24 protein-coding genes are annotated in these 24,311 nt (G+C 64.0%); 20 read left to right on the top strand and 4 right to left on the bottom strand.

What is annotated here, in order from left to right; translation table 11 throughout:
* Positions 1 to 807 precede the first annotated feature (807 nt).
* From AWB68_RS21860 to AWB68_RS21840, 5 genes are all read left to right on the top strand, one after another.
* The gene (locus AWB68_RS21860; RefSeq protein ID WP_087646434.1) at positions 808 to 1,770 is read left to right on the top strand and encodes a substrate-binding domain-containing protein; all 963 of its coding nucleotides are present in this window, start codon (positions 808 to 810) and stop codon (positions 1,768 to 1,770) included.
* Positions 1,771 to 1,840: 70 nt separating this feature from the next.
* On the top strand, positions 1,841 to 2,902 hold the full coding sequence (locus AWB68_RS21855) for a sugar phosphate isomerase/epimerase family protein (protein ID WP_087646433.1): 1,062 nt from the start codon (positions 1,841 to 1,843) through the stop codon (positions 2,900 to 2,902).
* On the top strand, positions 2,899 to 4,041 hold the full coding sequence (locus AWB68_RS21850; RefSeq protein WP_235028445.1) for a Gfo/Idh/MocA family protein: 1,143 nt from the start codon (positions 2,899 to 2,901) through the stop codon (positions 4,039 to 4,041). Before AWB68_RS21855 ends, AWB68_RS21850 begins: the two co-directional genes overlap by 4 nt.
* Before the next feature lie 137 nt (positions 4,042 to 4,178).
* Positions 4,179 to 4,475, top strand: a complete 297-nt coding sequence (locus AWB68_RS21845) for a type II toxin-antitoxin system RelE/ParE family toxin (RefSeq protein ID WP_087646432.1) — start codon at positions 4,179 to 4,181, stop codon at positions 4,473 to 4,475.
* Entirely contained in the window at positions 4,472 to 5,617 is a 1,146-nt protein-coding gene (locus AWB68_RS21840) for a HigA family addiction module antitoxin (RefSeq protein ID WP_235028444.1), read from the top strand. The genes AWB68_RS21845 and AWB68_RS21840 overlap by 4 nt, the downstream gene beginning before the upstream one ends.
* A 93-nt stretch (positions 5,618 to 5,710) precedes the next feature.
* Here AWB68_RS21840 and gnd read toward each other — a convergent pair whose 3' ends face one another.
* Positions 5,711 to 7,117: an NADP-dependent phosphogluconate dehydrogenase gene (gnd, locus tag AWB68_RS21835; RefSeq protein ID WP_087646431.1), complete on the bottom strand. Its 1,407-nt coding sequence runs from the start codon at positions 7,115 to 7,117 to the stop codon at positions 5,711 to 5,713.
* A 312-nt stretch (positions 7,118 to 7,429) separates the two neighbouring features.
* On the opposite strand from gnd, the gene AWB68_RS21825 reads away from it, so the two are divergent.
* The 14 genes from AWB68_RS21825 (at position 7,430) to AWB68_RS21760 (ending at position 20,368) form a co-directional block, all read left to right on the top strand.
* A complete protein-coding gene (locus tag AWB68_RS21825; protein WP_087646429.1) occupies positions 7,430 to 7,771 on the top strand; it encodes a hypothetical protein in 342 nt (113 codons plus the stop codon).
* Between the two features lie 35 nt (positions 7,772 to 7,806).
* Positions 7,807 to 8,748, top strand: a complete 942-nt coding sequence (gene panE, locus AWB68_RS21820) for a 2-dehydropantoate 2-reductase (protein ID WP_087646428.1) — start codon at positions 7,807 to 7,809, stop codon at positions 8,746 to 8,748.
* An 86-nt stretch (positions 8,749 to 8,834) separates the two neighbouring features.
* Positions 8,835 to 9,401 (top strand): chromate transporter, encoded by a 567-nt coding sequence (locus AWB68_RS21815; RefSeq protein WP_087646427.1) that lies wholly within the window; start codon positions 8,835 to 8,837, stop codon positions 9,399 to 9,401.
* On the top strand, positions 9,398 to 9,925 hold the full coding sequence (locus tag AWB68_RS21810; RefSeq protein ID WP_087646426.1) for a chromate transporter: 528 nt from the start codon (positions 9,398 to 9,400) through the stop codon (positions 9,923 to 9,925). Before AWB68_RS21815 ends, AWB68_RS21810 begins: the two co-directional genes overlap by 4 nt.
* 82 nt (positions 9,926 to 10,007) lie before the next feature.
* Positions 10,008 to 10,346, top strand: coding sequence for a thioredoxin family protein (locus AWB68_RS21805; protein ID WP_087646425.1), 339 nt, complete (start codon positions 10,008 to 10,010; stop codon positions 10,344 to 10,346).
* A 103-nt stretch (positions 10,347 to 10,449) separates the two neighbouring features.
* On the top strand, positions 10,450 to 11,154 hold the full coding sequence (locus tag AWB68_RS21800) for a FadR/GntR family transcriptional regulator (RefSeq protein WP_087646424.1): 705 nt from the start codon (positions 10,450 to 10,452) through the stop codon (positions 11,152 to 11,154).
* Positions 11,155 to 11,178: 24 nt separating this feature from the next.
* On the top strand, positions 11,179 to 12,081 hold the full coding sequence (ltnD, locus tag AWB68_RS21795; protein WP_087646423.1) for an L-threonate dehydrogenase: 903 nt from the start codon (positions 11,179 to 11,181) through the stop codon (positions 12,079 to 12,081).
* Complete coding sequence (otnK, locus tag AWB68_RS21790; protein WP_087646422.1) at positions 12,081 to 13,370, top strand: 3-oxo-tetronate kinase; 1,290 nt, start codon at positions 12,081 to 12,083, stop codon at positions 13,368 to 13,370. Before ltnD ends, otnK begins: the two co-directional genes overlap by 1 nt.
* Before the next feature lie 2 nt (positions 13,371 to 13,372).
* Positions 13,373 to 14,026 carry a 3-oxo-tetronate 4-phosphate decarboxylase gene (gene otnC, locus AWB68_RS21785; RefSeq protein WP_200828758.1) on the top strand — a complete coding sequence of 218 codons (654 nt, stop codon included), beginning with the start codon at positions 13,373 to 13,375 and terminating at the stop codon, positions 14,024 to 14,026.
* Positions 14,027 to 14,064: 38 nt separating this feature from the next.
* A complete protein-coding gene (locus AWB68_RS21780) occupies positions 14,065 to 15,402 on the top strand; it encodes an MFS transporter (RefSeq protein WP_087646421.1) in 1,338 nt (445 codons plus the stop codon).
* A gap of 21 nt (positions 15,403 to 15,423) precedes the next feature.
* On the top strand, positions 15,424 to 16,221 hold the full coding sequence (gene otnI / locus AWB68_RS21775; protein WP_087646420.1) for a 2-oxo-tetronate isomerase: 798 nt from the start codon (positions 15,424 to 15,426) through the stop codon (positions 16,219 to 16,221).
* A gap of 21 nt (positions 16,222 to 16,242) precedes the next feature.
* A complete protein-coding gene (gene denD / locus AWB68_RS21770; protein WP_087646419.1) occupies positions 16,243 to 17,199 on the top strand; it encodes a D-erythronate dehydrogenase in 957 nt (318 codons plus the stop codon).
* Between the two features lie 269 nt (positions 17,200 to 17,468).
* On the top strand, positions 17,469 to 18,548 hold the full coding sequence (locus tag AWB68_RS21765) for a DedA family protein/thiosulfate sulfurtransferase GlpE (RefSeq protein ID WP_087646446.1): 1,080 nt from the start codon (positions 17,469 to 17,471) through the stop codon (positions 18,546 to 18,548).
* Between the two features lie 92 nt (positions 18,549 to 18,640).
* The gene (locus AWB68_RS21760) at positions 18,641 to 20,368 is read left to right on the top strand and encodes an FAD-dependent oxidoreductase (protein WP_374729595.1); all 1,728 of its coding nucleotides are present in this window, start codon (positions 18,641 to 18,643) and stop codon (positions 20,366 to 20,368) included.
* Here the strand turns inward: AWB68_RS21760 and AWB68_RS21755 are convergent, their stop codons facing one another.
* Genes AWB68_RS21755 through AWB68_RS21745 form a run of 3 tightly spaced genes read right to left on the bottom strand, consistent with a single transcriptional unit; the run spans position 20,369 to position 22,877 of the window.
* Complete coding sequence (locus tag AWB68_RS21755) at positions 20,369 to 20,764, bottom strand: VOC family protein (protein WP_087646417.1); 396 nt, start codon at positions 20,762 to 20,764, stop codon at positions 20,369 to 20,371. It abuts the gene before it with no gap.
* 8 nt (positions 20,765 to 20,772) lie between these two features.
* Positions 20,773 to 22,194 carry a heavy metal sensor histidine kinase gene (locus AWB68_RS21750; RefSeq protein WP_087646416.1) on the bottom strand — a complete coding sequence of 474 codons (1,422 nt, stop codon included), beginning with the start codon at positions 22,192 to 22,194 and terminating at the stop codon, positions 20,773 to 20,775.
* 11 nt (positions 22,195 to 22,205) lie between these two features.
* Positions 22,206 to 22,877, bottom strand: coding sequence for a heavy metal response regulator transcription factor (locus AWB68_RS21745; RefSeq protein WP_087646415.1), 672 nt, complete (start codon positions 22,875 to 22,877; stop codon positions 22,206 to 22,208).
* An 838-nt stretch (positions 22,878 to 23,715) separates the two neighbouring features.
* Here AWB68_RS21745 and AWB68_RS21740 point away from each other — a divergent pair.
* Positions 23,716 to 24,309 (top strand): cytochrome b/b6 domain-containing protein, encoded by a 594-nt coding sequence (locus AWB68_RS21740; protein ID WP_235028443.1) that lies wholly within the window; start codon positions 23,716 to 23,718, stop codon positions 24,307 to 24,309.
* Positions 24,310 to 24,311 lie beyond the last annotated feature (2 nt).

Here is a 24,311-nt window from a genome sequence, read left to right as displayed (position 1 = left end):
ACTTTCTTTGCTGCTGCAAAGAAAGTAAGCAAAGAAAGCAGCTTCCCCCCGCCAATCCTTGCCATGCGCCTCCAGACCGCTCCCTCGGAGTGGTCCAACCGGGGGAGTGTCGTTAGCGGGGTTTCATCGTTGTTGGCATGTAGAAAAGGCGCGCTCGTCGCACCGCTATACGAAGTGGACCAGCAGTCATTCATCCGGCTTCGCGCTACGCACTCACCCGTCAGGCAAAATTGAAACCCGAAACTCGTCGCCACATCTACATCCCGCGTTCGTGCTTGCCACATTCTTCAATTCACCGCTTAGCGAACCTGTCGTCGGGCACGAAGTGCCATGAGGGATGAATGACTGCTGTTCCCCTCCCTGTAGCGGTGCGATGTGCGCGCCTTTTCTACATGCCAACAACGATGAAACCCCGCTAAGGACACTCCCCCGGTTGGACCACTCCGAGGGAGCGGTCTGGCGGCGCACGGCAAGGATTGGCGGTGGAAAGCTGCTTTCTTTGCTTACTTTCTTTGCAGCAGCAAAGAAAGTGAGTCCCGCCCCGGACAGGGGCAGAGCAAATAGACCACGAAGAAAACAAGTTCCATAGGAGCCTGAGCGCATCAAACGGTTGAAGCCCGACCCGAACCCCAACCCCAAGCGCGAGCGATCACCCACCCCGCCCCGGACAGGGGCAAGAGCCAATAGACCGATAACAACACAAGTTCCATGGAAGCCTGAGTGCATCAGACGGTGTAAACAACAACACCCAACCTAATCCAACCCAACCGGCACGCGATGCGTGCTGAAAAAACCGGAGACATCACCATGAAAAAAATGTTTCGCGCGATTGGCGCCCTCACGCTCGCCACGAGCGCACTCACCGCGGCATCGTCCGCATTCGCCGCCGACAAGGTCATCCTCGGCGTCGCGATTCCCACGGCGACGCACGGCTTCACGGGTGGCATCGTCTGGTGGGCGAACGAGGCCAAGAAGGAACTCGAAAAGGCACATCCGGACCTGAAGGTCATCGTGAAGACGGCGGGCGGCGCGCCCGAGCAGGCAAACCAGTTGCAGGATCTCGTGACCGTCAACAAGATCAACGCGCTCGTGATCTTCCCGTTCGAATCGGCTTCGCTGACGCAGCCGGTCGCGCAGGTGAAGAAGAAGGGCGTGTACGTGACGGTGGTCGATCGTGGCCTCACCGACACCAGCGCGCAGGACGCCTACGTCGCCGGCGACAACACCGCGTTCGGCAAGCTCCCCGCCGAGTATCTCGCGAAGCAGATGGGCGGCAAGGGCAACATCGTCGCGCTGCGCGGCATTCCGACGACGCTCGACAACGAGCGCTGGGCCGCGTTCGAAGGCGTGATGAAGCAGTACCCCGACATCAAGATCCTCGACGCGAAGTACGCAAACTGGAACCGCGACGACGCGTTCAAGGTGATGCAGGACTACCTCACGCGCTTCAAGCACATCGACGCCGTGTGGGCCGCCGACGACGACATGATGGTCGGCGTGCTGAAGGCGATCGACCAGGCGAAGCGCACCGACATCAAGGAAGTGTTCGGCGGCGCGGGGTCGAAGGAGGCGGTCAAGCGCATCATCGATGGCGACGCGCGCGTGCAGGCCGACGTCTCGTACTCGCCGAAGTTCATCTACGACGCGATCAAGCTGACGGCCGAAGCGCGCCTGAAGGGCGAGAAGCTGCCGGCGACGACGATCATCCCGTCGGTGCTGATCACGAAGGACAACGCGAAGCAGTTCTACTATCCGAACTCGCCGTTCTGAGTTCGCCTGATTCGCGTGCGTTGCGTAGCGCGTTCTCAGCGAACGCGCGCCTGTTCATGGAGCAAGCGACATGAAAACCATCAAGGGTCCGGCGATCTTTCTCGCGCAGTTTCTCGGCGATGAAATGCCGTTCGATAACCTCGCGCATCTGGCCGCGTGGGCGAAAGGGCTGGGTTTCGAAGGCATCCAGGTGCCCGCCGATCCGCGCCTCATCGACCTCGAAAAAGCCGCCGCAAGCGATGCATATTGCGACGAGTTGCGGCAGACCGTGAGCGATGCGGGCGTGTGCATCACGGAGTTGTCGACGCATTTGCAGGGGCAGCTCGTCGCGGTGCATCCCGCTTACGACACGCTCTTCGACGGCTTCGCCGCGCCTCACGTGCGCGGCAATCCCGCTGCGCGCACCGAGTGGGCGATCGCGCAGATGAAGCATGCGGCGGCGGCCTCGCGGCGGCTCGGGCTGTCGGCGCATGTGTCGTTTTCCGGCGCGCTCGCGTGGCCGTATATGTATCCGTGGCCGCAGCGTCCGGCGGGTCTCGTCGAAGCGGCGTTCGAGGAACTTGCCGCGCGCTGGCGCCCGATTCTCGACGCGTTCGATGAAGCGGGCGTCGATGTCTGCTATGAGTTGCATCCGGGCGAAGACCTGCACGACGGCGTGACGTTCGAGCGCTTCCTGGAAGCGGTCGGCAATCATCCCCGCGCGAACATCCTCTTCGATCCGAGCCACTACGTGCTGCAACAACTCGACTACCTGCAGTTCATCGACATCTATCACGAGCGCATCAAGGCGTTTCATGTGAAGGACGCGGAGTTTCGTCCGACGGGCAGGCAGGGCGTGTATGGCGGCTATTCGGGATGGGTCGATCGCGCCGGGCGCTTCCGCTCGCTTGGCGACGGGCAGGTCGACTTCAAGGCGATTTTCTCGAAGATGGCGCAATACGATTTCCCCGGTTGGGCCGTGCTCGAATGGGAGTGCGCGCTGAAACATCCCGAGGACGGCGCGCGCGAAGGAGCGGTGTTCATCCGGGATCACATCATCCGCGTGGCGGAGCGCGCGTTCGACGACTTCGCGGGCAGCGGCGCGAGTCGCGAGCAACTGCGCGGCGTGCTCGGCATCGGAGCGAGAACATGAAGCGGCGTCTGCGGCTGGGGATGGTCGGTGGCGGCGAGGGCGCGTTCATCGGCGCGGTGCACCGGATCGCGGCGCGCATCGACGATCGCTTCGAGCTGGTTGCGGGGGCGTTGTCGTCCGATCCCGAACGCGCGGCGGCGAGTGCAGCGAGCATCGGCTTGCCGCGCAGCTATGCGGATTTTCGCGAGATGGCCGCGACGGAATCCGCACGCGATGACGGCATCGACGCCGTCGCGATCGTCACGCCGAATCATTTGCATGCGAAGGTCGCGACGGCGTTTCTCGAAGCCGGCATCCATGTGATCTGCGACAAGCCGCTCGCAGTGTCGCTCGATGAAGGCGAGGCGCTTGCCCGGCTCGCGCGCGAGAAAGGGCTCGTGTTCGCGGTCACGTACACGTACACGGGCTATCCGCTCGTGCGGCATGCGCGGGCGCTGGTCCAGCAAGGCGTGCTGGGCGATGTGCGGCTCGTCAACGTCGAATATGCGCAGGACTGGCTGTCGCTGCCGCTCGAACATCAGTCGAACCGGCAGGCCGCGTGGCGCACCGATCCGGCCTTGGCGGGACCGGCGGGCTGTCTCGGCGATATCGGCACCCATGCGTACCAACTCGCCGAATTCGTGACGGGGATGCGGCCGGCCGAAGTGTCGGCTGAAGTCTCGACGTTCGTGCCGAACCGCCCGATCGACGATCATGTCCAGGCGATGCTGCGCTACGCGAGCGGGGCGCGCGGCGTGCTGTGGGCGAGCCAGGTCGCGGCGGGGGAGGAGAACGCGCTGCGCCTGCGCGTGTATGGCACGAAGGCGGGCCTGAGCTTCGACCAGCAGAACCCGAACGAATTGTGGGTGACGCCGCTGGGTGGCGCGGCCGAGCGGATCACGCGCGGTCGCGTGCAAGGCGCGGAAGCGCTGCACGCGACGCGCGTGCCGGCGGGTCATCCGGAAGGGTATCTTGAGGCGTTTGCGCAGCTTTATGCGGATGCGGCGTCGCAGATCGAGGCTGCGATCAACGCCGATTCGCCGCCTGCGGAGAGCGCGTTGCTGACGAACGTGGGGGATGGCGTCGCCGGGCTGCGTTTCATCGATGCCGTGCTGCGGAGCAGCAGGGCGAATGGGACGTGGGTGAGGCTGGAAGCCTAGTCAGGTGCGAGCGGCAACTCAGCCGCCTTCATAAGTCGGCTTGCAGGGATCGCGGCTTGTACGCCCGCGATCCCTGCTATACAATTTACACTTAGTGTAAAGGTGTAAATTCGATAGTATGGACGTCAAGCAGATAAATGGAAATCGAGTACAGAAGCGCGATCTGCGAACGGCTGGAGGTTGACGGAGCATTCACCGGAGGTTATGCCGTTGCGATCGTGACGAAGTTTCGCATGCGAATTCAAGCCATTCGTGCAGCGGTTGACGAGCGAGCTTTTTACGAATTGAAGTCGCTTCACTTCGAGAAATTGAAAGGTGATCGCACAGGTCAGTACTCGATGCGTCTGAATGACCAGTGGCGTTTGATATTGGAATTCAAGAAGAACGCGTCCGGAAAGATTGTCGTCGTTATCGGGATCGAAGATTACCATTGAGTTTGATTTCTGAGGCCATCATGGGCAAGAGTGCTGCACAGGTGTTTCCGCCTGGCGAGTTTTTGAAGGAAGAGTTGGACGCGCGCGGGTGGTCGCAAGTGGAACTGGCGGAGATTATTGGACGGCCTTCGCGCGTAATCAGCGAAATCCTGGCCGGCAAGCGCGCCATCACACCGGAGACAGCGGTGGCGTTGGGTGACGCGTTTAGCACGGGCGCGGAATTCTGGATGAACCTTGAAAGTCAGTATCAGTTATCCAGGGTTCGGTCAGAACCGAACGCGGTCACGCGTCGCGCCAAGTTATACAGTCTGTATCCAGTAAGAGACATGATTAAGCGAGGTTGGATCGAATCATCGTCGAATCTTGACCTGCTCGAGTCTCAATTTCTGGATTACTTTGGAGTTTCATCATTCGACGATACGCCAAAGTTTGCCCATGCTGCTCGAAAGGCTTCATATGAGAACGTTTCGACTGCTCAGGTAGCATGGCTGATTCGAGCCGGAAAGATAGCGCGCGCCTTGTCTGCAGACAAGTTCAGTCAGTCGAGGCTTTCGAAGGCGATGGGTGAATTGCGCGGTTGTCTTGAGCTGGTTGACTCCGTGCACGCGGTGCCTGCGATTCTCGCCAAGGCGGGCGTCCGTATGGTCATCGTCGAAGCGCTGTCCGGTTCAAAGATTGATGGCGCGTGTTTCTGGCTGAATAAAGAGGCACCCGTTGTAGCGCTCGCGCTTAGATTCGATCGGGTTGATAATTTTTGGCATACGTTGCTTCATGAACTCGACCATGTGGCCCACGGGGAAGGACAAGCGACACCCATCGTGGAGGTCGACATGTTAGGTGAAGACGCGGCTGCGCTCTCTTCAATAGAAGCGCGAGCAAATCAGGCGGCGGCGGAATTCTCGGTTCCCGAGGCGGAACTCGAAGCATTTATCGCCCTTGTCGATCCTCTATTTACTGATCAGAAGATTGTCGGGTTTGCCAAGCGACTGCATGTGCATCCGGGGATCGTGGTGGGGCAATTACAGAAACGCAAGTTGGTCCCGTGGCAATATCACCGAAAATATCTGGAAAAAGTAAGAGAGCATATTGTTGGTAATGCCTTGACCGATGGTTTTGGTAACGCATTGCCGACCAGTCTTTAAATAACGCCGAAAGCCGTGACGAAAGTCGACGTCCGGCTGAATAAAAAAAGCGGTCTCACACCGAGACCGCCCTTTTCACCCTTCAGCAAACCCTCACGCCCAATCCGCGTGGAAGCTCCCCTTCTTGTCCACGCGCTCGAACGTATGCGCGCCAAAGAAATCCCGCTGCGCCTGCACCAGGTTCGCCGGCAGCCGTTCTGACCGATAGCTGTCGAAGTAAGCCACCGCCGACGAGAACGCCGGCACCGGCACGCCCGCCTTCACCGCCGCGACGACGACATCGCGCAACGCGTCCTGATACTTCGCCGCGATATCGCTGAAATACGGATCGAGCAGCAGGTTCGCGAGGCCGGCGTCCTTCGCATAGGCATCGGTGATCTTCTGCAGGAAGCGCGCACGGATGATGCAGCCCGCCCGGAAAATCTTCGCGATCTCGCCGTATTGCAGGTTCCATTTGTATTCGTCCGATGCGGCCCGCAATTGCGCGAACCCTTGCGCATACGAAACGATCTTGCTCAGATAAAGCGCGCGCCGGACGGATTCGATGAACGCCTGCCGATCGCCTTCGAACTTCGGCGTGGGCCCGCGCAGTTGCTTGCTCGCGGCCACGCGCTGATCCTTCAGCGACGACAGCACGCGCGCGAACACCGCTTCGGTGATAAGCGGCAGCGGCGCGCCGAGATCGAGCGCGTTCTGGCTCGTCCACTTGCCGGTGCCCTTCTGCGCGGCGCGATCGAGGATCACATCGACGAGGTCCTTGCCCGTCTCCTCGTCCTTCTTCGAGAAGATCTTCGACGTGATCTCGATCAGGTAGCTATCGAGTTCACCCTGATTCCACTCGACATAAACCCGCCCGAGTTCTTCGTTCGACAACCCCGCCACGCGCTTCATCACGTCATAGCTCTCGGCGATCAGTTGCATGTCGCCGTATTCGATGCCGTTGTGCACCATCTTCACGAAATGTCCGGCACCATCCGGGCCCATATAGGCGACGCAGGGGTCGCCGTCCGGCGCCTTGGCGGCGATCTCGGTGAGAATCGGGGCGACGAGATCGTAGGCTTCGCGCTGGCCGCCCGGCATGATCGACGGGCCTTTCAGCGCGCCTTCCTCGCCACCGGACACGCCCGTGCCGATGAAGTGCAGCCCCGATTTCGCGAGGTCCTGGTTGCGGCGGATGGTGTCGGTGAAATGCGTATTGCCGCCGTCGATCAGGATATCGCCCTTTTGCAGCAGCGGCCGCAGCGCGTCGATGGTCGCGTCGGTGCCTTGGCCCGCCTTCACCATCAGGAGAATGCGGCGCGGCGTCTCCAGCGACTCGACGAATTCTTCCAGCGTGAAGGCCGGCACGAGCTTCTTGTCGGGATGTTCGGCGATCAGTTCGTCGGTCTTTTCGCGGCTGCGGTTGTAGACCGAGACGGCGTGTCCGCGGCTTTCGATGTTCAGCGCCAGATTGCGGCCCATGACGGCGAGGCCGACGACGCCGATTGCTTGCTTGCTCATGCTGATCTCTCCGGATGACGGTCGCGCGGGCGGCGCATGGCGGCCAGCGCAACGGATGGAACGTGTCGCTTGGGGCAGCGCCCGTGCGGCAGTCGACTTCGGGTGGCGCGGCGCTCGCGCACTTCACGCATGCCTGGCGTCTGGACGAGGCCATGTCGCAAAAATCGAGTGCCGCGCACGAACGCAGACGGAGCCGAGATTACCACTTCGGCTCGCGTCTGGCTGACATGCCGCGCGCTCCCGCCTGCCGATCGAGCATGCCGCGCGCCGCCGGTCTAGAATGAACGCCCGCAACCCGTGCCCGGATTACGCATGGCGCCTGGCCGCAAGCCGCGTCGTCACCATTACTACGTCTACGTGATCGAACTGTCCGATGCGGTCTGGAACGAAGCGCGCTTTCGCCGGGCCAATCCGGAGCATGTCCTCGGCATGCCGTTCGTCTACGTCGGCATGACGGGCATCGATCCGGACGTGCGCTTCGACAAGCACAAGGCCGGCATCCAGTCGAACCGCTTCGTGCGCGACTACGGGCTGCGGCTTTTGCCGCGTCTCTACGAGGTCTACAACCCGATGCCGTATGAAGGCGCGCGCGAGATGGAAGTCGAACTGGCGATCGGTCTGCGGGAAGCGGGTTACGGCGTCTGGCAGGCGTAAACATGAATGCACGAATACACGTATAGGAGCGGGACATGCGGATTCTGGTGGTGGGCGCGGGTGCGATCGGCGGTTATTTCGGCGGGCGACTGCTCGACGCCGGCAGGGACGTGACCTTTCTCGTGCGCGAACGGCGCGCCGAGCGGCTCGCGCAATGCGGGCTGAAGCTGCGCAGCCCGCACGGCGACCTGGTGCTCGAATGCCCGCCGACTGTCCTTGCGAAGGAGGTTGCCGAGCCTTTCGATCTGATCTTGCTGAGTTGCAAGGCTTACGACCTGGAAGGCGCGATCGAATCGGTGAAGAACGCGGTCGGGCCGAATACGGTTGTGTTGCCGCTCCTGAACGGCATGCGCCATCTCGACGTGCTCGACGCGCATTTCGGCGCGGACAAGGTGCTCGGCGGCCAGTGCGTGATCGCGGCGACGCTCGATGCCGAAGGCGAGATCGTCCACCTGAACCAGCTCCATTCGATGACCATCGGTGAACGCGCGGGCGGCCGCTCGGCGCGCATCGAGGCGATTGCGGCCGAGTTCGCGGACGCCGGTTTCGACTTCCAGGTCAGCGACGACATCCTGCAGTCGATGTGGGAGAAGTGGGTGTTCCTCGCGACGCTCGCGGCCGGGACCTGCCTGATGCGTGCGCCGATCGGCGACATTCTCGCGGCGCCCGGCGGCGAGGCGCTGCTGCTCGGACTCTTCGACGAATGTTGCACGGTCGCGGCGGACCACGGCCATCGTCCGGGCGACGAGACCTCGGCGCGGGCGCATGCGACGTTCACGGAGAAGGGTTCGCTCCTGACGGCGTCGATGCTGCGAGACCTCGAGAACAACGCGGCGATCGAGGCGGACCATATCGTCGGCGACCTGCTGGCGCGGCGCGTGACGAAGCGCGAAGGGGCATCGGTGCTGGCGGCGGCTTACACGCATCTGAAAGCCTACGAGGCACGGCGCGCGCGCACCGGGCAGAAGGCGGGCTGACGGGTGCGGACGGCGGAAACCCGTTTGGAAAGCGCAAGGATTCCGCGTTACGCTTGCGGCTTTCCCGAGCCAGCCGCCGCCCCGCCATGCCGCCCGACGCCGTCCACCCACGCCCTCATGCCCACGTTCCCTCGGTCGCCCAGATCTTCACCGGTTTCCTGACGCTCGGCCTCACGGCGTTCGGCGGCGCGCTGCCGCTGGCGCGCCGCGAGATCGTCGAGCGCCGCAAGTGGCTCGCGCCCGACGAATTCACCGAACTGCTCGGCCTGTGCCAGTTCCTGCCGGGCGGCAACGTGATCAACCTGTCGGTTGCAATCGGCATGCGCTTTCGCGGCGTGCCCGGCGCGCTGGCGGGACTGCTCGGGCTGATCGTCGGGCCGTCGCTCATCGTGATCGCGCTGGGCGTGCTGTATCAACGCACCCATCAGGACCCGCACGTCGCGCATCTGTTCGCCGGGCTCGCGGCCGCAGCCGCCGGGCTGCTCGTTGCGATGGCCGTGAAAATCGCGTGGCCGTTGCGCAAGAAGCCGGAGATGGCGCTGATCGCCGTGCTGGCGTTTATCGCGATCGCGCTGCTGCGCTTCCCGCTCCTCCCGACGATGCTCGTCCTCACACCCGTTTCGATCCTGCTCGCGTGGAAGGTGCGCCGATGAACCACGATCTCGTCTCGCTCGCCGCGATCTTCAGCCAGTTGTCGCTGCTGGCGTTCGGCGGTGGCAACACGATCCTGCCCGAGATGCAGCGACAGGTCGTGGAAGTGCATCAGTGGATGTCGAAGGCCGATTTCTCCGCGCTCTTCGCGCTCGCGCAGGCGGCTCCCGGGCCGAACATGATGGTCGTGACGCTGATCGGCTGGCACGTGGCCGGCTGGCCGGGCGTGATCGTGACGTCGATTGCGAAGTTCGGGCCGTCGTCGCTCGTGACGGTCGCGGCGATGCACGCGTGGGAGCGCTTCAAGGACCGGCCGTGGCGCCGATACATACAAGCCGGTCTCGTGCCGATGACGGCCGGTCTCGTCGCGGCGAGCGCGGCGTTGATCGCGGAGGCGTCCGACCGGACATGGATGCTCGGCGCGATCACGGCGGTCGTCGCGGTGCTGGCGTACCGGACGAAGGTGCATCCGTTGTGGCTGCTCGCGGTGGGGAGCGTGGTCGGGCTGACGGGGTTCGGGCAGTGAGCGGTGCGCCGCCGCCGGGGCAGGCAAGCTTTGTGCACCTCTGCTGTAATGACGGGCACCACCGATCGAGGAAGCGAACGACATGGCAATGACCACCCGCTACGCGACATCCCAACCGCCGCGCGCCGACATCGACGACCTCACCGGCGCGACCGTCGTCGAGTTCGGCACCGACTGGTGCGGTTTCTGCCGCGCCGCCCAACCGCTGATCGCGCAGGCGTTTCACGATCATCCCGACGTGCGCCATCTGAAAATCGAGGACGGCAGCGGCCGCGCGCTCGGCCGTTCTTTCCGCGTGAAGCTCTGGCCGACACTCGTCTTCATGCTGAACGGCAAGGAAATCACGCGGGTCGTCAGACCGCGCGACGCGTCCGAAATACGCGACGCGCTCGCCCTCATCGACGAGCCGCTCGCCCGCTGACCGCACCCCGTAGCTAAAACGGAGTAAGGGTTACTTCGGATAGGTCGTTCGCGCTGAAAATTTGTATGATGACCTTATCACCTAACAAGCATCGGCGAGCTTCATGTTCGAGAAAATCCCGGTCCGGGCGCTGAGCGACACGGTCGCGCAGCAGCTACAGAAGCAAATCGAAAAAGGCAGCTTCGCCAAAAGCGGCAAGCTGCCGACCGAAGCAGTGCTCGCGCAGGAATTCGGCGTGAGCCGCACCGTGATCCGCGAGGCGATTTCGCGTCTCAAGAACGAGGGCATGGTCGAGCCGAAGCAGGGCAGCGGCGTGTTCGTCGTCGAGCGCGCGGGCATCCGGCCGCTGCGGATCGATTACGCCGAGGCCGTCGAGCCCGGCTCGGTCGTGCAGATTCTCGCGCTGCGGCGGGCGATCGAGGCCGAAGTGGCATCGGAAGCCGCGATGCGCCGCACCGACGCGCAAATGGCCGCCATCGACGCCGCGCTCGCGAAGATCGAGGCCGCCGTCGCGGATGGCGAAGACGGCGTGGCCGAAGACGTCGCGTTCCATCGCGCGATCGCGAATGCGACGGGCAACCCGTACTTCCTGAAAACGCTCACCTTTCTGAATCAGTATCTCGAAGCCGGCACGATCGTCACGCGCAAGAACGAGGCGCTGCGCGAAGACTTCTCGCGGCAGGTTCGCGAGGAGCACGCCGCGATTGCCGCCGCGATTCGCGCAGGCGACCCGATGGCCGCGCGCAACGCCGCCACGACCCATCTCTACAACGCCGCTCGCCGCCTGGCGGAAGCCGGCATCCGCTAACGCTTCACTCAGAAGAGAAACGACATGTCCAGAAATGTGGGAGTCATTGGCCTGGGCGCAATGGGCCTCGGCGTCGCGCGCTCGTTGCTGCGCGCGGGCTTCGCGGTCCATGCGTGCGACGTCCGCGCGCCAGTGCTCGACGCCTTCGCGGCGGAAGGCGGCATCGCGTGCGCGACGCCGGCGGAACTCGGCGGCAAATGCGACGTGGTCGTGACGCTCGTCGTCAATGCGGCGCAGACCGAGGCCGTGCTGTTCGGCACGGAGCAAAGCCCGGGCGCGGTTTCGTCGATGAAGCCGGGCAGCGTCGTGATCGCCTGTGCCACGGTTTCGCCGACCTTCGCCATCGATCTCGGCAAGCGCGTCGAAGCGGCGGGCCTGCAGATGATCGATGCGCCGGTCTCGGGCGGCGCGGCCCGTGCCGCATCGGGCGAGATGACGATGATGACCTCCGGCCCCGCCGCCGCCTACGCCGCCTGCGAAGACGTGCTCGGCGCGATCGCGGGCAAGGTCTACCGGCTCGGCGACGCGCACGGCGCGGGCTCGAAGGTCAAGATCATCAACCAGCTGCTCGCGGGCGTGCATATCGCCGCCGCCGCCGAGGCGATGGCGCTCGGCCTGCGCGAAGGCGTCGATCCCGATGCGCTCTACGACGTCATCACGCACAGCGCCGGCAATTCGTGGATGTTCGAGAACCGCGTGCCGCACATCCTGGCAGGCGACTACACGCCGCTTTCCGCCGTCGATATTTTCGTGAAGGACCTGGGCCTCGTGCTCGATACCGCGCGCACGTCGAAGTTTCCGCTGCCGCTCTCGGCGGCGGCGCACCAGATGTTCATGATGGCGTCGACGGCCGGACACGGCGGCGAGGACGATTCCGCCGTCATCAAGATTTTCCCGGGGATCGATGTGCCGAAAGGAGCGAAGTGATGACCCAAGTGACGACGCAAGCGCTGCTGGGCTGTATCGCCGACGACTTCACCGGCGCCACCGATCTCGCCAACATGCTGGTGCGCGGCGGCATGCGCACGGTGCAGACGATCGGCGTGCCCGCCGCCGGCACGCGGATCGAAGCCGATGCGCTGGTCGTCGCGCTGAAGTCGCGCACGATTCCCGCTGAGGAGGCGGTCGCGCAATCGCTCGCCGCGCTCGAATGGCTGCGCGCGCAGGGCTGCCGGCAGTTTCTCTTCAAATACTGCTCGACCTTCGATTCCACCGACAAAGGCAATATCGGCCCCGTCGCGGATGCGTTGCTCGATGCGCTGAAGGACGATTTCACGATTGCGTGTCCGGCGTTCCCGGAGAACGGTCGGACGATCTATCGCGGAAATCTGTTTGTCGGCGACGTGCTGCTGAACGAATCGGGCATGGAGAATCATCCGCTCACGCCGATGACCGACCCGAATCTCGTGCGCGTCCTGCAGCGTCAGACGAAATCGAAAGTCGGGCTGATTCGCTACGACGTCATCGCGAAGGGCGCGGATGCGGTGCGTGAAAAGATCGCGGCGCTGCGCGCCGAAGGCGTGCGGCTGGCGATCGCGGATGCCGTTTCCGACGCCGATCTTTACGTGCTCGGCGACGCGTGCGCTGCGCTGACGCTCATCACCGGCGGCTCGGGCATCGCGCTCGGCCTGCCGAAAAACTTCGGCCAACTTGCCGACGTCGAACACGCCGCCGACCTGCCGAAGATCGAAGGTCAGGCGGTCGTGCTGGCGGGCAGCGCCTCGAAGGCGACCAATGCGCAGGTCGCGGAATGGCGCGCCAGCAAGCCGGGTTTTCGGGTCGATCCGATGGCGCTCTCGCGCGGCGAGCCGGTCGTCGAACAGGCGATCGCGTTCGCGAAAGAGCATGCCGGCCAGCCCGTGCTGATCTATGCCACCTCCTCGCCCGATGAAGTCAAGGCGGTGCAGAAGGAACTGGGCGTCGAGAAGGCGGGACATCTGGTCGAAGAGGCGCTGGCATCGATCGCACGCGGACTGCGCGATCTCGGCGTGCGCAAGTTCGTCGTCGCGGGCGGCGAGACGTCCGGCGCAGTCGTACAGGCGCTCGACGTCAAGTCGCTGCGCATCGGACCGCAGATCGATCCGGGCGTGCCCGCGACGCAATCCATCGGCGCAAGCAGCGACGAAGCGCCGCTCGCGCTTGCGCTGAAATCGGGCAATTTCGGCACGACGGACTTCTTCGCGAAGGCGCTGAAATCGCTCGACGGAACCGCGTGACGATGACGATGGCGATGACAAACGACGAAAACCGCATCCGCGAGGAAATCTGCGTGACGGGTGCGAGCCTGTACCAGCGCGGTTACACGGTCGGCAGCGCGGGCAACATCAGCGCGCGCCTGTCCGATGGCTGGCTGATCACGCCGACCGATGTCTGCCTCGGCCGCCTCGACCCGGCCGAAATCGCGAAAGTCGATCGTGCGGGCAATCACGTTTCCGGTGGCCGGCCGTCGAAGACCCTGGCGCTGCATCGCCGGATCTACGAGAACAACGCCGATGCGCACGGTGTCGTCCATACGCATTCGACGCACCTCGTCGCGCTGACGCTCGCGGGCGTCTGGCGCGACACCGATGTGCTGCCGCCGATCACGCCGTACTACGTGATGAAGGTCGGCCACATACCGCTGATTCGCTATCGGCGGCCGGGCGATCCGGCCGTCGCGGAAGAAGTGGCGGCGCTCGCGTCGAAGGTGCGCGGCGTCTTGCTGGAACGGCTCGGGCCGGTCGTCTGGGAGCGATCGGTATCACAGGCGTCTTACGCGCTTGAAGAGCTGGAAGAAACCGCGCGGCTGTGGTTGCTGACCACGCCGCGCCCCGAGCCGCTCGAAGAAGCGGCCATCGAGGATTTGCGCGCGACGTTCAACGCGCGCTGGTAGTAACACGCCACACGACATTCCCTCCTGGAGACTAGTAAATGAGCCTTGACCAAGCGCTGCCGGGCGGCACGCGCGTATCCGCCAGCGCGCTGCCGGACGCCGAAGAAACGAAACGCACCTACGCCAAGGTGTTCTGGCGCATCGTGCCGTTCCTGATGCTTTGCTACGTGGTCGCGTATCTCGACCGCGTGAACGTGGGCTTTGCGAAGCTGCAGATGTCGCAGGACCTCGCGTTCAGCGAAACCGTGTTCGGCCTTGGCGCCGGCATCTTCTTCCTCGGCTATTTCCTGTTCGAATTGCCGAGCAACATGCTGATGCACAAGATCGGCGCGCGCATCTGGATCGCGCGGATCATGATTACCTGGGGCATCCTCTCGGCGTGCTTCGTGTTCGTCAAGACGCCGACGCAGTTCTACGTGCTGCGTTTCCTGCTCGGTCTGGCCGAAGCCGGCTTTTACCCCGGCGTGATCCTGTACCTGACGTACTGGTTCCCGTCGCACCGGCGCGCGAAGATCGTCGCGGTGTTCATGTCGGCGATTCCGGTGTCGGGGATCTTCGGCAATCCGCTGTCGGGCTGGATCATGCAGAGCTTCACCGATCACAAGGGCCTCGCCGGCTGGCAGTGGATGTTCCTGATCGAAGCGATTCCGGCGATCCTGGTCGGCATTGCAACCATCCTTTATCTCGACAACAACATCCGCAGCGCGAAGTGGCTGAGCGAGCGCGAAAAGTGCCTGCTGGAAGACGAAATCGCCGCGCAACCGCAACACGCGGGCGACGGCAAGAAGCATTCGCTGCGCGCGGTATTCGCCGACAAGCGCATGTGGTGGATGTCGCTGATCTACTTCGCGTTCGTGACCGGCCAGTACGGCCTGACGTTCTGGATGCCGACCTTCATCAAGTCGACGGGCGTCTCCGGCGCGTTCAACATCGGTTTGCTCAGCGCGATTCCGTTCCTCGTGGCGATCGTCGTGATGAACGTGCTCGGCCATAGCGCGGACAAGCATCGCGAGCGCCGCTGGCATCTGATCGTGCCGGCGCTGGCCGCGGCGATCGGCTTTTCGATCGCGGCTTCGTTCGCGGGCAACACGGTGGTATCGATCATCGCGCTGTCGCTCGCGGCGGCTGGCGTGCTGACCTGCGCGCCGCTCTTCTGGTCGCTGCCGACGGCGTTCATGTCGGGCGCTGCCGCCGCCGCCGGGATCGCGATCATCAATTCGATCGGCAATCTCGCCGGCTTCGCCAGCCCGTATATGATCGGCTATCTGAAGGACCTGACGCACAGCACCGCCACCGGCATGTACGTGCTCGCCGCGATGCTCGTGATCGGGTCGATCGCCGTGTACTTCACGCCCGCGAAACTCGTCAATCGCTGAACCCATCAAGGAGTCGATGCAATGCCCCGCTTTGCCGCCAATCTCTCGATGATGTACAACGAGCACGCGTTCCTCGACCGTTTCGCCGCCGCGGCGAAGGACGGTTTCAAGGCCGTCGAGTTCCTGTTCCCCTACGATTTCCCCGCCGCCGACATCAAGGCGCGCCTCGACGAGCACGGCCTGACGCAGGCGCTGTTCAACGCGCCGCCCGGCGACTGGGCGGCGGGCGAGCGCGGCATCGCGTCGCTGCCGGGACGCGAGGACGAGTTCCGCCGCGCGCTCGATAAAGCGCTGGAATACACGGCCGCGCTCGGCAACACGAAGCTGCATGTGATGGCCGGATTGATCGCGCCCGGGCAGTCGCGCGAGCAGCATCGCGCGGTCTACCTGAAGAACCTGGAAGTGGCGGCGAGCGCGGCGAAACCGGCAGGCGTGACGATCGTCATCGAGCCGATCAACACGCGCGACATTCCCGGCTTCTTCCTGAATCGCCAGGACGACGCGCAGTCGGTCTGCGACGAAGTCGGCGCGCCGAACCTGCAAGTGCAGTTCGACTGCTATCACTGCCAGATCGTCGAAGGCGACCTCGCGGTGAAACTCAAGCGCGACATGAAGCGGCCGAACGCGGGCGTCGGCCATATCCAGATCGCGGGCGTGCCGGAGCGGCATGAACCCGATATCGGGGAACTCAACTATCCGTATCTGTTCGACCTGATCGATTCGCTCGGCTACGACGGCTGGATCGGCTGCGAATATCGTCCGCGTGCGGCGACGTCCGCTGGCCTCGGCTGGCTCAAACCGTATCTGCAACGTGCATAACCTGCGTGCGTGAACAAGACCATGAAAATCCTGATTACCGGCGGCGCCGGATTCCTTGGACAGCGCCTCGCGCGCCGTCTCCTCGATCGCAACGAACTGAACGGCCAGCCGGTCACCGAACTGGTGTTGCTCGACGTCGTGGGCGCGAACGATTTCAGCGATAAGCGCGTGCGCGTCGAAACCGGCGACATCGCCGATCGCAGTGTGCTCGAGCGCGTGATCGATACCGATACGCAAGCCATCTTCCATCTCGCCGCGATCGTGAGCGGGCAGGCGGAAGCGGATTTCGACCTCGGCATGCGCATCAACCTCGATGCGTCGCGCCTGCTGCTCGAAGTGTGCCGCGCGCTCGGCCACGCGCCGCGCGTGCTGTTCACGAGCTCGGTGGCGGTCTATGGCGGCGTGCTGCCGGAGATCGTGCAGGACGACACCGCGCTCAATCCGCAATCGTCGTATGGAACGCAGAAAGCAATCGCCGAATTGCTGCTCTCCGATTACGCACGACGCGGTTTCGTCGACGGCCGCGTGCTGCGCCTGCCGACCATCAGCGTGCGTCCGGGCAAGCCAAACGCGGCGGCTTCGTCGTTTGCGAGCGGTATCATCCGCGAGCCGCTGAACGGCGAGCGCGCCGTGTGCCCGGTCGATGGCGAAACGCGCCTTTGGCTGCTGTCGCCGAAAAGCGCGATTGAAGCGCTGATCGCCGGCCTCGAAATCGATCGTGCAGCGCTCGGCAATCGGCCAGTGGTGAACTTGCCGGGCCTGTCGGTGAGCGTGAACGAGATGGTCGAGGCGCTGCGCGAAGTAGCGGGCGAAGAGGCCGTCGCGCGCATCGACTGGCAGCGCGACGAGCGCGTCGAGAAGATCGTCGGAAGCTGGCCCGGCGCGTGGGACACGACCCGCGCGACACAGCTCGGCCTGCAAGGCGACAAGACCTTCGCCGACGTGATCCGCGCCTATCTCGCCGACGAGCGTGGCTGAACATCCGAGCGCGCGTCGCTTAAGGCTCGTCAGGCATTAAGCATTCACTCCACACGGCGCCGCAACTCTTGCGGCGCCGGCCTTCGGGCGCGGTCCAAGGTGCCTTGCCGCAATCCGCGCTACACTCATCTCTTTAATGTGACGAAGCCGGTTCGGCACCGGCCTGCATCGGCGCGTGAAGTCAGACCGCGCTCTCGCGCACATCGCAAAAAGCCCCTTCGTCACCCTCGATTTACGCCACTTCACCTCGTGTGCGGGAGACTTCCATGTTGCTGCATGACCTTGTCGATCGGTTTGGCCCGGCGATCGTCTTCGTCAACGTTCTGGGCGCGGCCCTCGGGCTGCCCGTGCCCGCCTTGCCGACGCTGATCGTCGTCGGTGCATCCGTCGAGGTGATGTCGCTGCGCGGCACCGGCGTGATGCTGCCGCTTCTCGGCATGCTGTGTCTTGCGGTTGCGGGCGGCGTGCTCGGCGATCTCGTCTGGTTCCAGGGCGGCCGGCGCTATGGCGACCGCACGCTCAAGACCATCTGCAAGCTCTCGCTCTCGCGCGATACGTGCGTGAAGAAAACCGAGCGCTTCTTCGGCCGCTGGGGTGTGCGCGTGCTGCTCGTCGCGAAGTTCATTCCGGGGCTGTCGCTGGTGTCGGTGCCGCTCGCGGGCGCGATGGGCGTGCGCCTGCGCAGCTTCATCGCGCACGACGGCGCCGGCATCGCGCTGTGGGCGGCGGTCGGGCTCGCGCTTGGCGTGGTGTTCGCGGCGGAACTGGAGATGCTGTTCGCGCTGATCGCGCGACTCGGCCGGCAGGCGATCATGGTCGTGGCGGTGCTGCTCGCGGCGTACATCGCGTATCGCTGGTGGCGCCGTCGTGCGCTGATGGCGACGCTCGAAAAGGCGCGCCTCACCGTCGAGGAACTCTACGCGCTGATGGAAGACAAGCCGCTGCCGACGATCTTCGACATCCGTTCGCGCGAGAAGCGCATGCTCGATCCGTTCACGATTCCGGGCTCCGTGTTCGCGGACGAACGCGAACTTCAGAAGATCATCTTGGAGTACGACCCGGCGCAGAAGATCGTCATCTATTGCTCGTGCCCGAACGAAGTTTCGGCCGCCTGGATGGCGAAGACCTTGCGCAACGCGGGTTTCAGAGACGTCGTGCCGCTCACCGGCGGCCTCGACGCGTGGCGTCTCGCCGGCTTCGAGGTCGCACCGCTTACTGAATTTGGCGGCGACCCCGTGATGACCGCGGAAGTCAGCGAGATGGCCGCGATGTGCCCGTGGCCCGTCAAAGCCTCGTCAGGTTCCGCATCCCTGCAAGAAGCTGGTTTTCCACATGGAGATCGCGCATGAGTACAGGTACGGGCGGTGAGCCGTCACGCGAACTTTACCCCGGTGTGATGACCTGGGATTCTCGCGACACGCCACAGGAAGATCCCAACGTGATGCCGACCGGGACGAACTCCGCGCCCGGCAGCGCGGGCGAGGACGCGCCGTTTTCCCCGCTCGAAACGCGCGCGCACCAGATGTTTCCGAAGCTCACCGATGCCGAAATCATGCGCATGCGCCGCTTCGGCACGATCGAGCAATGGAAGGCCGGCGAGAGCATGTTCAGGATGGGCGATGTCGGGCGCGGCATGGTCGTCGTGCTGGAGGGCCACGTGCGGATCAACCGGCGCGACGCGATCGGCAACGTGCACCTGATCATCGACCAGCCGCCGGGCCAGTTCCTTGCGGAGATCGCGCAGCTTTCGGGCAAGCCATGTCTCGTCGACGGCTACGCGCTCGATCACGTGGAAGGCATCGTGATTCCGCCCGAGCGGCTGCGGGCGCTGCTCGTCGCCGAAGCGGAACTCGGCGAGAAGATCATGCGCGCGCTGATCCTGCGGCGCGTCGGCCTGATCGAGAAAGGCAGCGGGCCGGTGCTGCTCGGCAAGTCCGACGACGGCAAGCTCGTCGCGCTGCAAGGCTTCCTGCGCCGCAACGGCTATCCGCATACCGTGATCGACGCGTGCGCCGATCCCGACGCGATCGCGCTCTTGGAGCGCATCTCGGCGTCGAAGGCCGATTTCCCGCTCGTGATCTGCCCGGACGGCACGGTGCTGCGCGCGCCCGATGAAAACCAGGTCGCGTCGCAGCTCGGCTGGCTGCCGGAATTCGACCCGGCGCATATCTACGATGTCGCGGTCGTCGGCGCGGGGCCGGCCGGACTCGCGACGGCGGTGTACGCGGCATCCGAAGGGCTGTCGGTGGTCGTGTTCGATTGCCGCGCGCCCGGCGGTCAGGCGGGGGCAAGCTCGCGCATCGAAAACTATCTCGGCTTTCCGACCGGCATCTCCGGCCAGGCGCTCGCCGGCCGCGCGTTCGTGCAGGCGCAGAAATTCGGCGCGCACATCGCGATTCCCAGCGAGATCAAGGCGCTGCACTGCGACCGCGCGCCGATCCAGGTCGAACTCATGAACGGCGCGCTCGTGTCGTCGCGCACGGTCGTGATCGCGACCGGCGCCGCGTACCGGCGGCCCACGATCGAAGGGCTCGAACGCTTCGAGGGGCGCGGCACGTATTACTGGGCGTCGCCGGTCGAGGCCAAGCTGTGCAAGGACTCGGAAGTGGTGCTCGTCGGCGGCGGCAATTCGGCCGGGCAGGGCGCCGTCTACCTCGCGTCGCATTGCGCGCACGTGCATGTGCTGATTCGCGGCAGGGGGCTCGCGTCGAGCATGTCACGCTATCTCATCGACCGGCTCGCTTCGTTGCCGAACGTGACCTTGCATGCGCGCACGGAGATCACGTCGCTCGATGGCGACGAGCGCGGGCTGACGGCGGTGAACTGCAAGACGCCAGACGGCCCGCTTGCGTTTCCGGTGCGGCATCTGTTTCTCTTCACCGGCGCCGATCCGAATACCGCGTGGCTCTCCGGCTGCAATGTGAACGTCGACGGCAAGGGCTTCGTGCTGACCGGACCCGAGGCCCATGAAGGCCAGCCGCCGGGCGCACCCGCGCTCGAAACCAGCGTGCCGGGCGTGTTCGCGATCGGCGACGTGCGCTCCGCATCGACGAAACGCGTGGCCGCCGCGGTCGGCGAGGGCGCGGCCGTGGTCGCGCAGATTCACGGGTTGCTCGCGCTGGGTCAGGAACGAGCGCTCGATGCGGTGTGCGCCGCGCGGCGTGCCTGATTACGCGCGTGCGTGGCAGACCGCTTCCACGCGATTGCCGGCGGGATCGAAGAGAAAGGCGGCGTAATAGTGCGGATGGTAGTCCGACCGAAGGCCGGGCGCGCCGCCGCAGCGCCCGCCGTGTTCGAGCCCGGCCTGATGGAACGCATTGACCGCCGCGCGCGACGCCGCCTTGAAACACCAGTGCCGTTTGTTCTCGCCGATGGCGCCGGCGTCTTCGTACACGGCGAGATACGTCGATGCGGTGTCGTTCGCGTCGCAGCGCTCGCCATAGCCCAAAGCGCCTTCGATGTCATACACCTTGGCTGCGCCGAGCGCGCGCATGATCGCGTCGTAGAAGGGACGCGCAGCGTCGAGATCGGGCACGCCGATGGAAACGTGGTCGAGTAGTTGCATCGTCGCGGCTACGGGTTGAGGGTCGTATTGGCGTCGGAGTTGGCAAAGCGTAACGTGAATTCTATCCATCCGTCGCGCGTGCACGTAGCCGACGCATGTCCGCCGTGCAGGTGCATGATGGCCTGCACGATCGCGAGCCCGAGTCCGCTCGATTCCGTGAATTCACTGCGCGCCGCATCGCCGCGATAGAAGCGGTCGAAGAGGCGCGCCAGCACGTCGGCCGCGATCGGCTCGCCTTGATTGCCGATGACGATACTCGCGCCTTCCGCGTCCGCGCGGCCCGACAGGCGCACGACGGTGCCCGGCGTCGCATAACGCACCGCGTTGACGACGACATTGCCGATCGCCCGCCGGCACATGATTGCATGTGCAACCATTTCGCCTTCGGCGGCAACTTCGAACGTGATCTGCCGTTCGTCGGCGATGCCTTCGAAGTAGGTTCGTATCGTCTCCAGCTCCTCGCGGATGACGAGGCGCGTGCGCTCGATCTGCTGCGCTTCGTGATCGGCTTGCGCGAGAAAGAGGATGTTCTGCGCGATCCGCCCGAGCCGTTCCAGCTCTTCGAGATTCGATTCAAGCACGCTGCGATATTCGGCGGCGCTGCGCGTGTGCGCGAGCGTGACCTGCGTCTGGCCGATCAACACGCCGATCGGCGTGCGCACTTCGTGCGCGAGGTCCGCGGAGAATTGCAGCAATCGTTGATAGCCCGTCGCGAGGCGATCGAGCATTGCGTTGAACGACTCCGCGAGACTCTGGAGTTCGGCCGGCGCGTTCGCGACATCGAGCCGTGCCGACATCCGGTCCGGCGTGATCTCGGCGGCTTTGGCGGCCATCGCCCTTGCCGGCCTCAGTCCGCGGCTCGACACCCAGTACGCGAGCAGCACCGTCACCAGCACCGCGCCGATCACCGTGATCCACACGCGCACCAGGTAGGCGGAGAGCACGCGTGCTTCCTGCGTCATCGTGTGCGCGGCGATGATCTCGACCATTTCGCCGCTCGCGCCGATCCGTGCCTGCGCGGCGACCCAGCGCATGCTCACGCCGTCGGCGCTCTTGCCTTCGTAGAGCGCGTCGAGCGTGACCGGACTCGTGACCGGCACGGGCGTGAGCGGCGGCAACGGCCTGTGTTCCGGATTGACGTTGATGAACGGCGCGACGCCGGCGCGGCGAAAGATGATGACGTCCTGCCGGTCGCCGAGCATCGTTTCGAAGAGACGCGGGCGCGATTCGATCTGCGTGATCGTGTACATGTCATGCAGGAGCGATCGAAAGTGTTCGACGCGACCGATCAGTTGATAGTCCGCCCGCGTGGACAGCGCGGAATTCGTGGCGTCATAGAGCGACGCGCCGACCATCCCGACGACCACGCACACGATCAGCGCAAAGAGGCCGGTGATGCGAACGGCGAGCGAGCGCGAGGGCGCTCTCATGCGCTCCGTCTTCAAGGATTCTCCCCGAACGAATAGCCGATGCTGCGCACGGTGTGAATCAGCTTGATATCGAACGGCTGGTCGATCTTCGCGCGCAGCCGCTTGATGGCGACGTCGACCACGTTCGTGTCGCTGTCGAAATTCATGTCCCACACTTCCGATGCGATCAGCGTGCGCGAGAGCGCTTCGCCCTGTCGCTTGCAAAAGAGATGCAGCAGCGCGAATTCCTTGTTGGTGAGCGCGATGTCGAGGCCTTGGCGCGTGACTTTCCGGCGTAGCACGTCGACGTGCAGGTCGGCGACCTGGAACACATCTGCCTCGCGTACCACGCCGCGACGCAGCAGCGTGCGGATGCGCAGCACGAGTTCGGTGAACGAAAACGGCTTGACGAGATAGTCGTCGGCGCCGAGTTCGAGACCGTGGATGCGGTCGGTCACGTGATCGCGTGCCGTGAGGAAGATGACGGGCAGGTCACGCTTCGCGCGCAACGCCGACATGATTTGCCAGCCGTCGATGCCGGGGAGCATGACGTCGAGGACGATCAGTTCGTACGGGTGCGCGAGTGCCTGGTGCAGACCGTCGGTGCCGTTGCGGACGAGGTCTACCTGGTAGCCGGACTCGGTCAGGCCTTTCTTCAGGTAGTCGCCGGTCTTGCGGTCGTCTTCGATTACTAGAATGGTCATGGGTCGGTTTTGGGTTACACCCGTTTGATGTTTTTGCGCTTCTATGGAACTTGTTTTGTTTTTGGTTTATTAGCTCTGCCCCTGTCCGGGGCGGGACTCACTTTCTTTGCTGCTGCAAAGAAAGTAAGCAAAGAAAGCAGCTTCACACCGCCAATCCTTGCCATGCGCCTCCAGACCGCTCGCTCGGAGTGGTCCAACCGGGGGAGTGTCCTTAGCGGGGTTTCATCGTTGTTGGCATGTAGAAAAGGTACGGGCGTCGCACCGCTATACGAAGTGGACCAGCAGTCATGCATCCGGCCTCGCGCTACGCGCTCACCCGTCAGGCAAAACAGAAACCCATCGCTACGTTGCTCGTTCGTGCTTGCTGCATACTTCAAATAACCACTGCTTTGTAGACCTGTCGTCGGGCACGAAGTGCCAAGACGGATGAATGACTGCTGGTCCACTTCGTGTGGCGGTGCGACGCGCGCGCCTTGTCTACATGCCAACAACGCTGAAACCCCGCTAACGACACTCCCCCGGTTGAACCACTCCGTTTCAAGCGCGAGTGAACACGGGTTAGGGCTGGCGGTGGAAAGCTGCTTTCTTTGCTTACTTTCTTTGCAGCAGCAAAGAAAGTGAGTCCCGCCCCGGACAGGGGCAGAGCAAATAAACCGCAAAGAAAACAAGTTCCATGGAAGCGCAAAAACATCAAACGGCGTACACCCCCCATTCTAGCGAGCCCAGCGAGCGCATTCATGACAAAAAAGTCATCGAGCAGTCATGCGTTCATCAGAGTCGCGTCGCTAAAATTTCCTCCAGATCGCACCTCCGCAATTCAACCTACGAAGAGGCAAGCTTGGGTCAGCAAACCGTCCAGCCCGGCTGGGTTCGCATCACGCACTGGATCAACGCGCTCGCCGTCGTCGTGATGGTGACGAGCGGCTGGCAGATCTACGATGCGTCGCCAATCTTCAAATCGTTCACGTTTCCCGCGAGCATCACGCTCGGCGGCTGGCTCGGCGGCGCGCTTCAATGGCACTTCGCGGCGATGTGGCTGCTGGTCGCGAACTTCACCGTGTATATCGCCTTGAATGTCGCGACCGGCCGCTTTCGCCGCAAGCTGTGGCCCGTGAGCCCGAAGCGCGTGATCGCCGATGCGCTGGCCGCGTTGCGCGGCAAGCTCTCCCACGATGATCTCGCGCAGTACAACGCGGTGCAGAAATTCGCCTATCTCGCCGTGATCGCCGACATCGTGATCGTGATTCTGTCGGGGCTTGCGGTGTGGAAATCGGTGCAGTTTCCGCTGCTGCGCACGCTGATGGGCGGTTACGACTCGGCGCGCGTCGTGCACTTCCTCGCGATGAGTTTTCTCGTGGCCTTCTTCGTGCTGCATGTCGTGATGGTGGCGCTCGTGCCGCGCTCGCTGCTGCTGATGATTCGGGGACGTTGATT

This window comes from Caballeronia choica, assembly GCF_001544535.1.
Classification (GTDB): Bacteria; Pseudomonadota; Gammaproteobacteria; order Burkholderiales; family Burkholderiaceae; genus Caballeronia; species Caballeronia choica.
Note: the sequence above shows the minus strand (reverse complement) of the source record. Positions and strands in the feature narration are given on the sequence as shown.

What these genes read in the sequence shown, in the direction of transcription:
- AWB68_RS21860 (WP_087646434.1), top strand. Translation starts at nt 808, where the DNA reads ATGAAAAAAATGTTTCGCGCGATTGGCGCCCTCACGCTCGCCACGAGC.
- AWB68_RS21855 (WP_087646433.1), top strand. Translation starts at nt 1,841, where the DNA reads ATGAAAACCATCAAGGGTCCGGCGATCTTTCTCGCGCAGTTTCTCGGC.
- AWB68_RS21850 (WP_235028445.1), top strand. Translation starts at nt 2,899, where the DNA reads ATGAAGCGGCGTCTGCGGCTGGGGATGGTCGGTGGCGGCGAGGGCGCG.
- AWB68_RS21845 (WP_087646432.1), top strand. Translation starts at nt 4,179, where the DNA reads ATGGAAATCGAGTACAGAAGCGCGATCTGCGAACGGCTGGAGGTTGAC.
- gnd (WP_087646431.1), bottom strand. Translation starts at nt 7,117, where the DNA reads ATGAGCAAGCAAGCAATCGGCGTCGTCGGCCTCGCCGTCATGGGCCGC.
- AWB68_RS21825 (WP_087646429.1), top strand. Translation starts at nt 7,430, where the DNA reads ATGGCGCCTGGCCGCAAGCCGCGTCGTCACCATTACTACGTCTACGTG.
- panE (WP_087646428.1), top strand. Translation starts at nt 7,807, where the DNA reads ATGCGGATTCTGGTGGTGGGCGCGGGTGCGATCGGCGGTTATTTCGGC.
- AWB68_RS21815 (WP_087646427.1), top strand. Translation starts at nt 8,835, where the DNA reads ATGCCGCCCGACGCCGTCCACCCACGCCCTCATGCCCACGTTCCCTCG.
- AWB68_RS21810 (WP_087646426.1), top strand. Translation starts at nt 9,398, where the DNA reads ATGAACCACGATCTCGTCTCGCTCGCCGCGATCTTCAGCCAGTTGTCG.
- AWB68_RS21805 (WP_087646425.1), top strand. Translation starts at nt 10,008, where the DNA reads ATGGCAATGACCACCCGCTACGCGACATCCCAACCGCCGCGCGCCGAC.
- AWB68_RS21800 (WP_087646424.1), top strand. Translation starts at nt 10,450, where the DNA reads ATGTTCGAGAAAATCCCGGTCCGGGCGCTGAGCGACACGGTCGCGCAG.
- ltnD (WP_087646423.1), top strand. Translation starts at nt 11,179, where the DNA reads ATGTCCAGAAATGTGGGAGTCATTGGCCTGGGCGCAATGGGCCTCGGC.
- otnK (WP_087646422.1), top strand. Translation starts at nt 12,081, where the DNA reads ATGACCCAAGTGACGACGCAAGCGCTGCTGGGCTGTATCGCCGACGAC.
- otnC (WP_200828758.1), top strand. Translation starts at nt 13,373, where the DNA reads ATGACGATGGCGATGACAAACGACGAAAACCGCATCCGCGAGGAAATC.
- AWB68_RS21780 (WP_087646421.1), top strand. Translation starts at nt 14,065, where the DNA reads ATGAGCCTTGACCAAGCGCTGCCGGGCGGCACGCGCGTATCCGCCAGC.
- otnI (WP_087646420.1), top strand. Translation starts at nt 15,424, where the DNA reads ATGCCCCGCTTTGCCGCCAATCTCTCGATGATGTACAACGAGCACGCG.
- denD (WP_087646419.1), top strand. Translation starts at nt 16,243, where the DNA reads ATGAAAATCCTGATTACCGGCGGCGCCGGATTCCTTGGACAGCGCCTC.
- AWB68_RS21760 (WP_374729595.1), top strand. Translation starts at nt 18,641, where the DNA reads ATGCCGACCGGGACGAACTCCGCGCCCGGCAGCGCGGGCGAGGACGCG.
- AWB68_RS21755 (WP_087646417.1), bottom strand. Translation starts at nt 20,764, where the DNA reads ATGCAACTACTCGACCACGTTTCCATCGGCGTGCCCGATCTCGACGCT.
- AWB68_RS21750 (WP_087646416.1), bottom strand. Translation starts at nt 22,194, where the DNA reads ATGAGAGCGCCCTCGCGCTCGCTCGCCGTTCGCATCACCGGCCTCTTT.
- AWB68_RS21745 (WP_087646415.1), bottom strand. Translation starts at nt 22,877, where the DNA reads ATGACCATTCTAGTAATCGAAGACGACCGCAAGACCGGCGACTACCTG.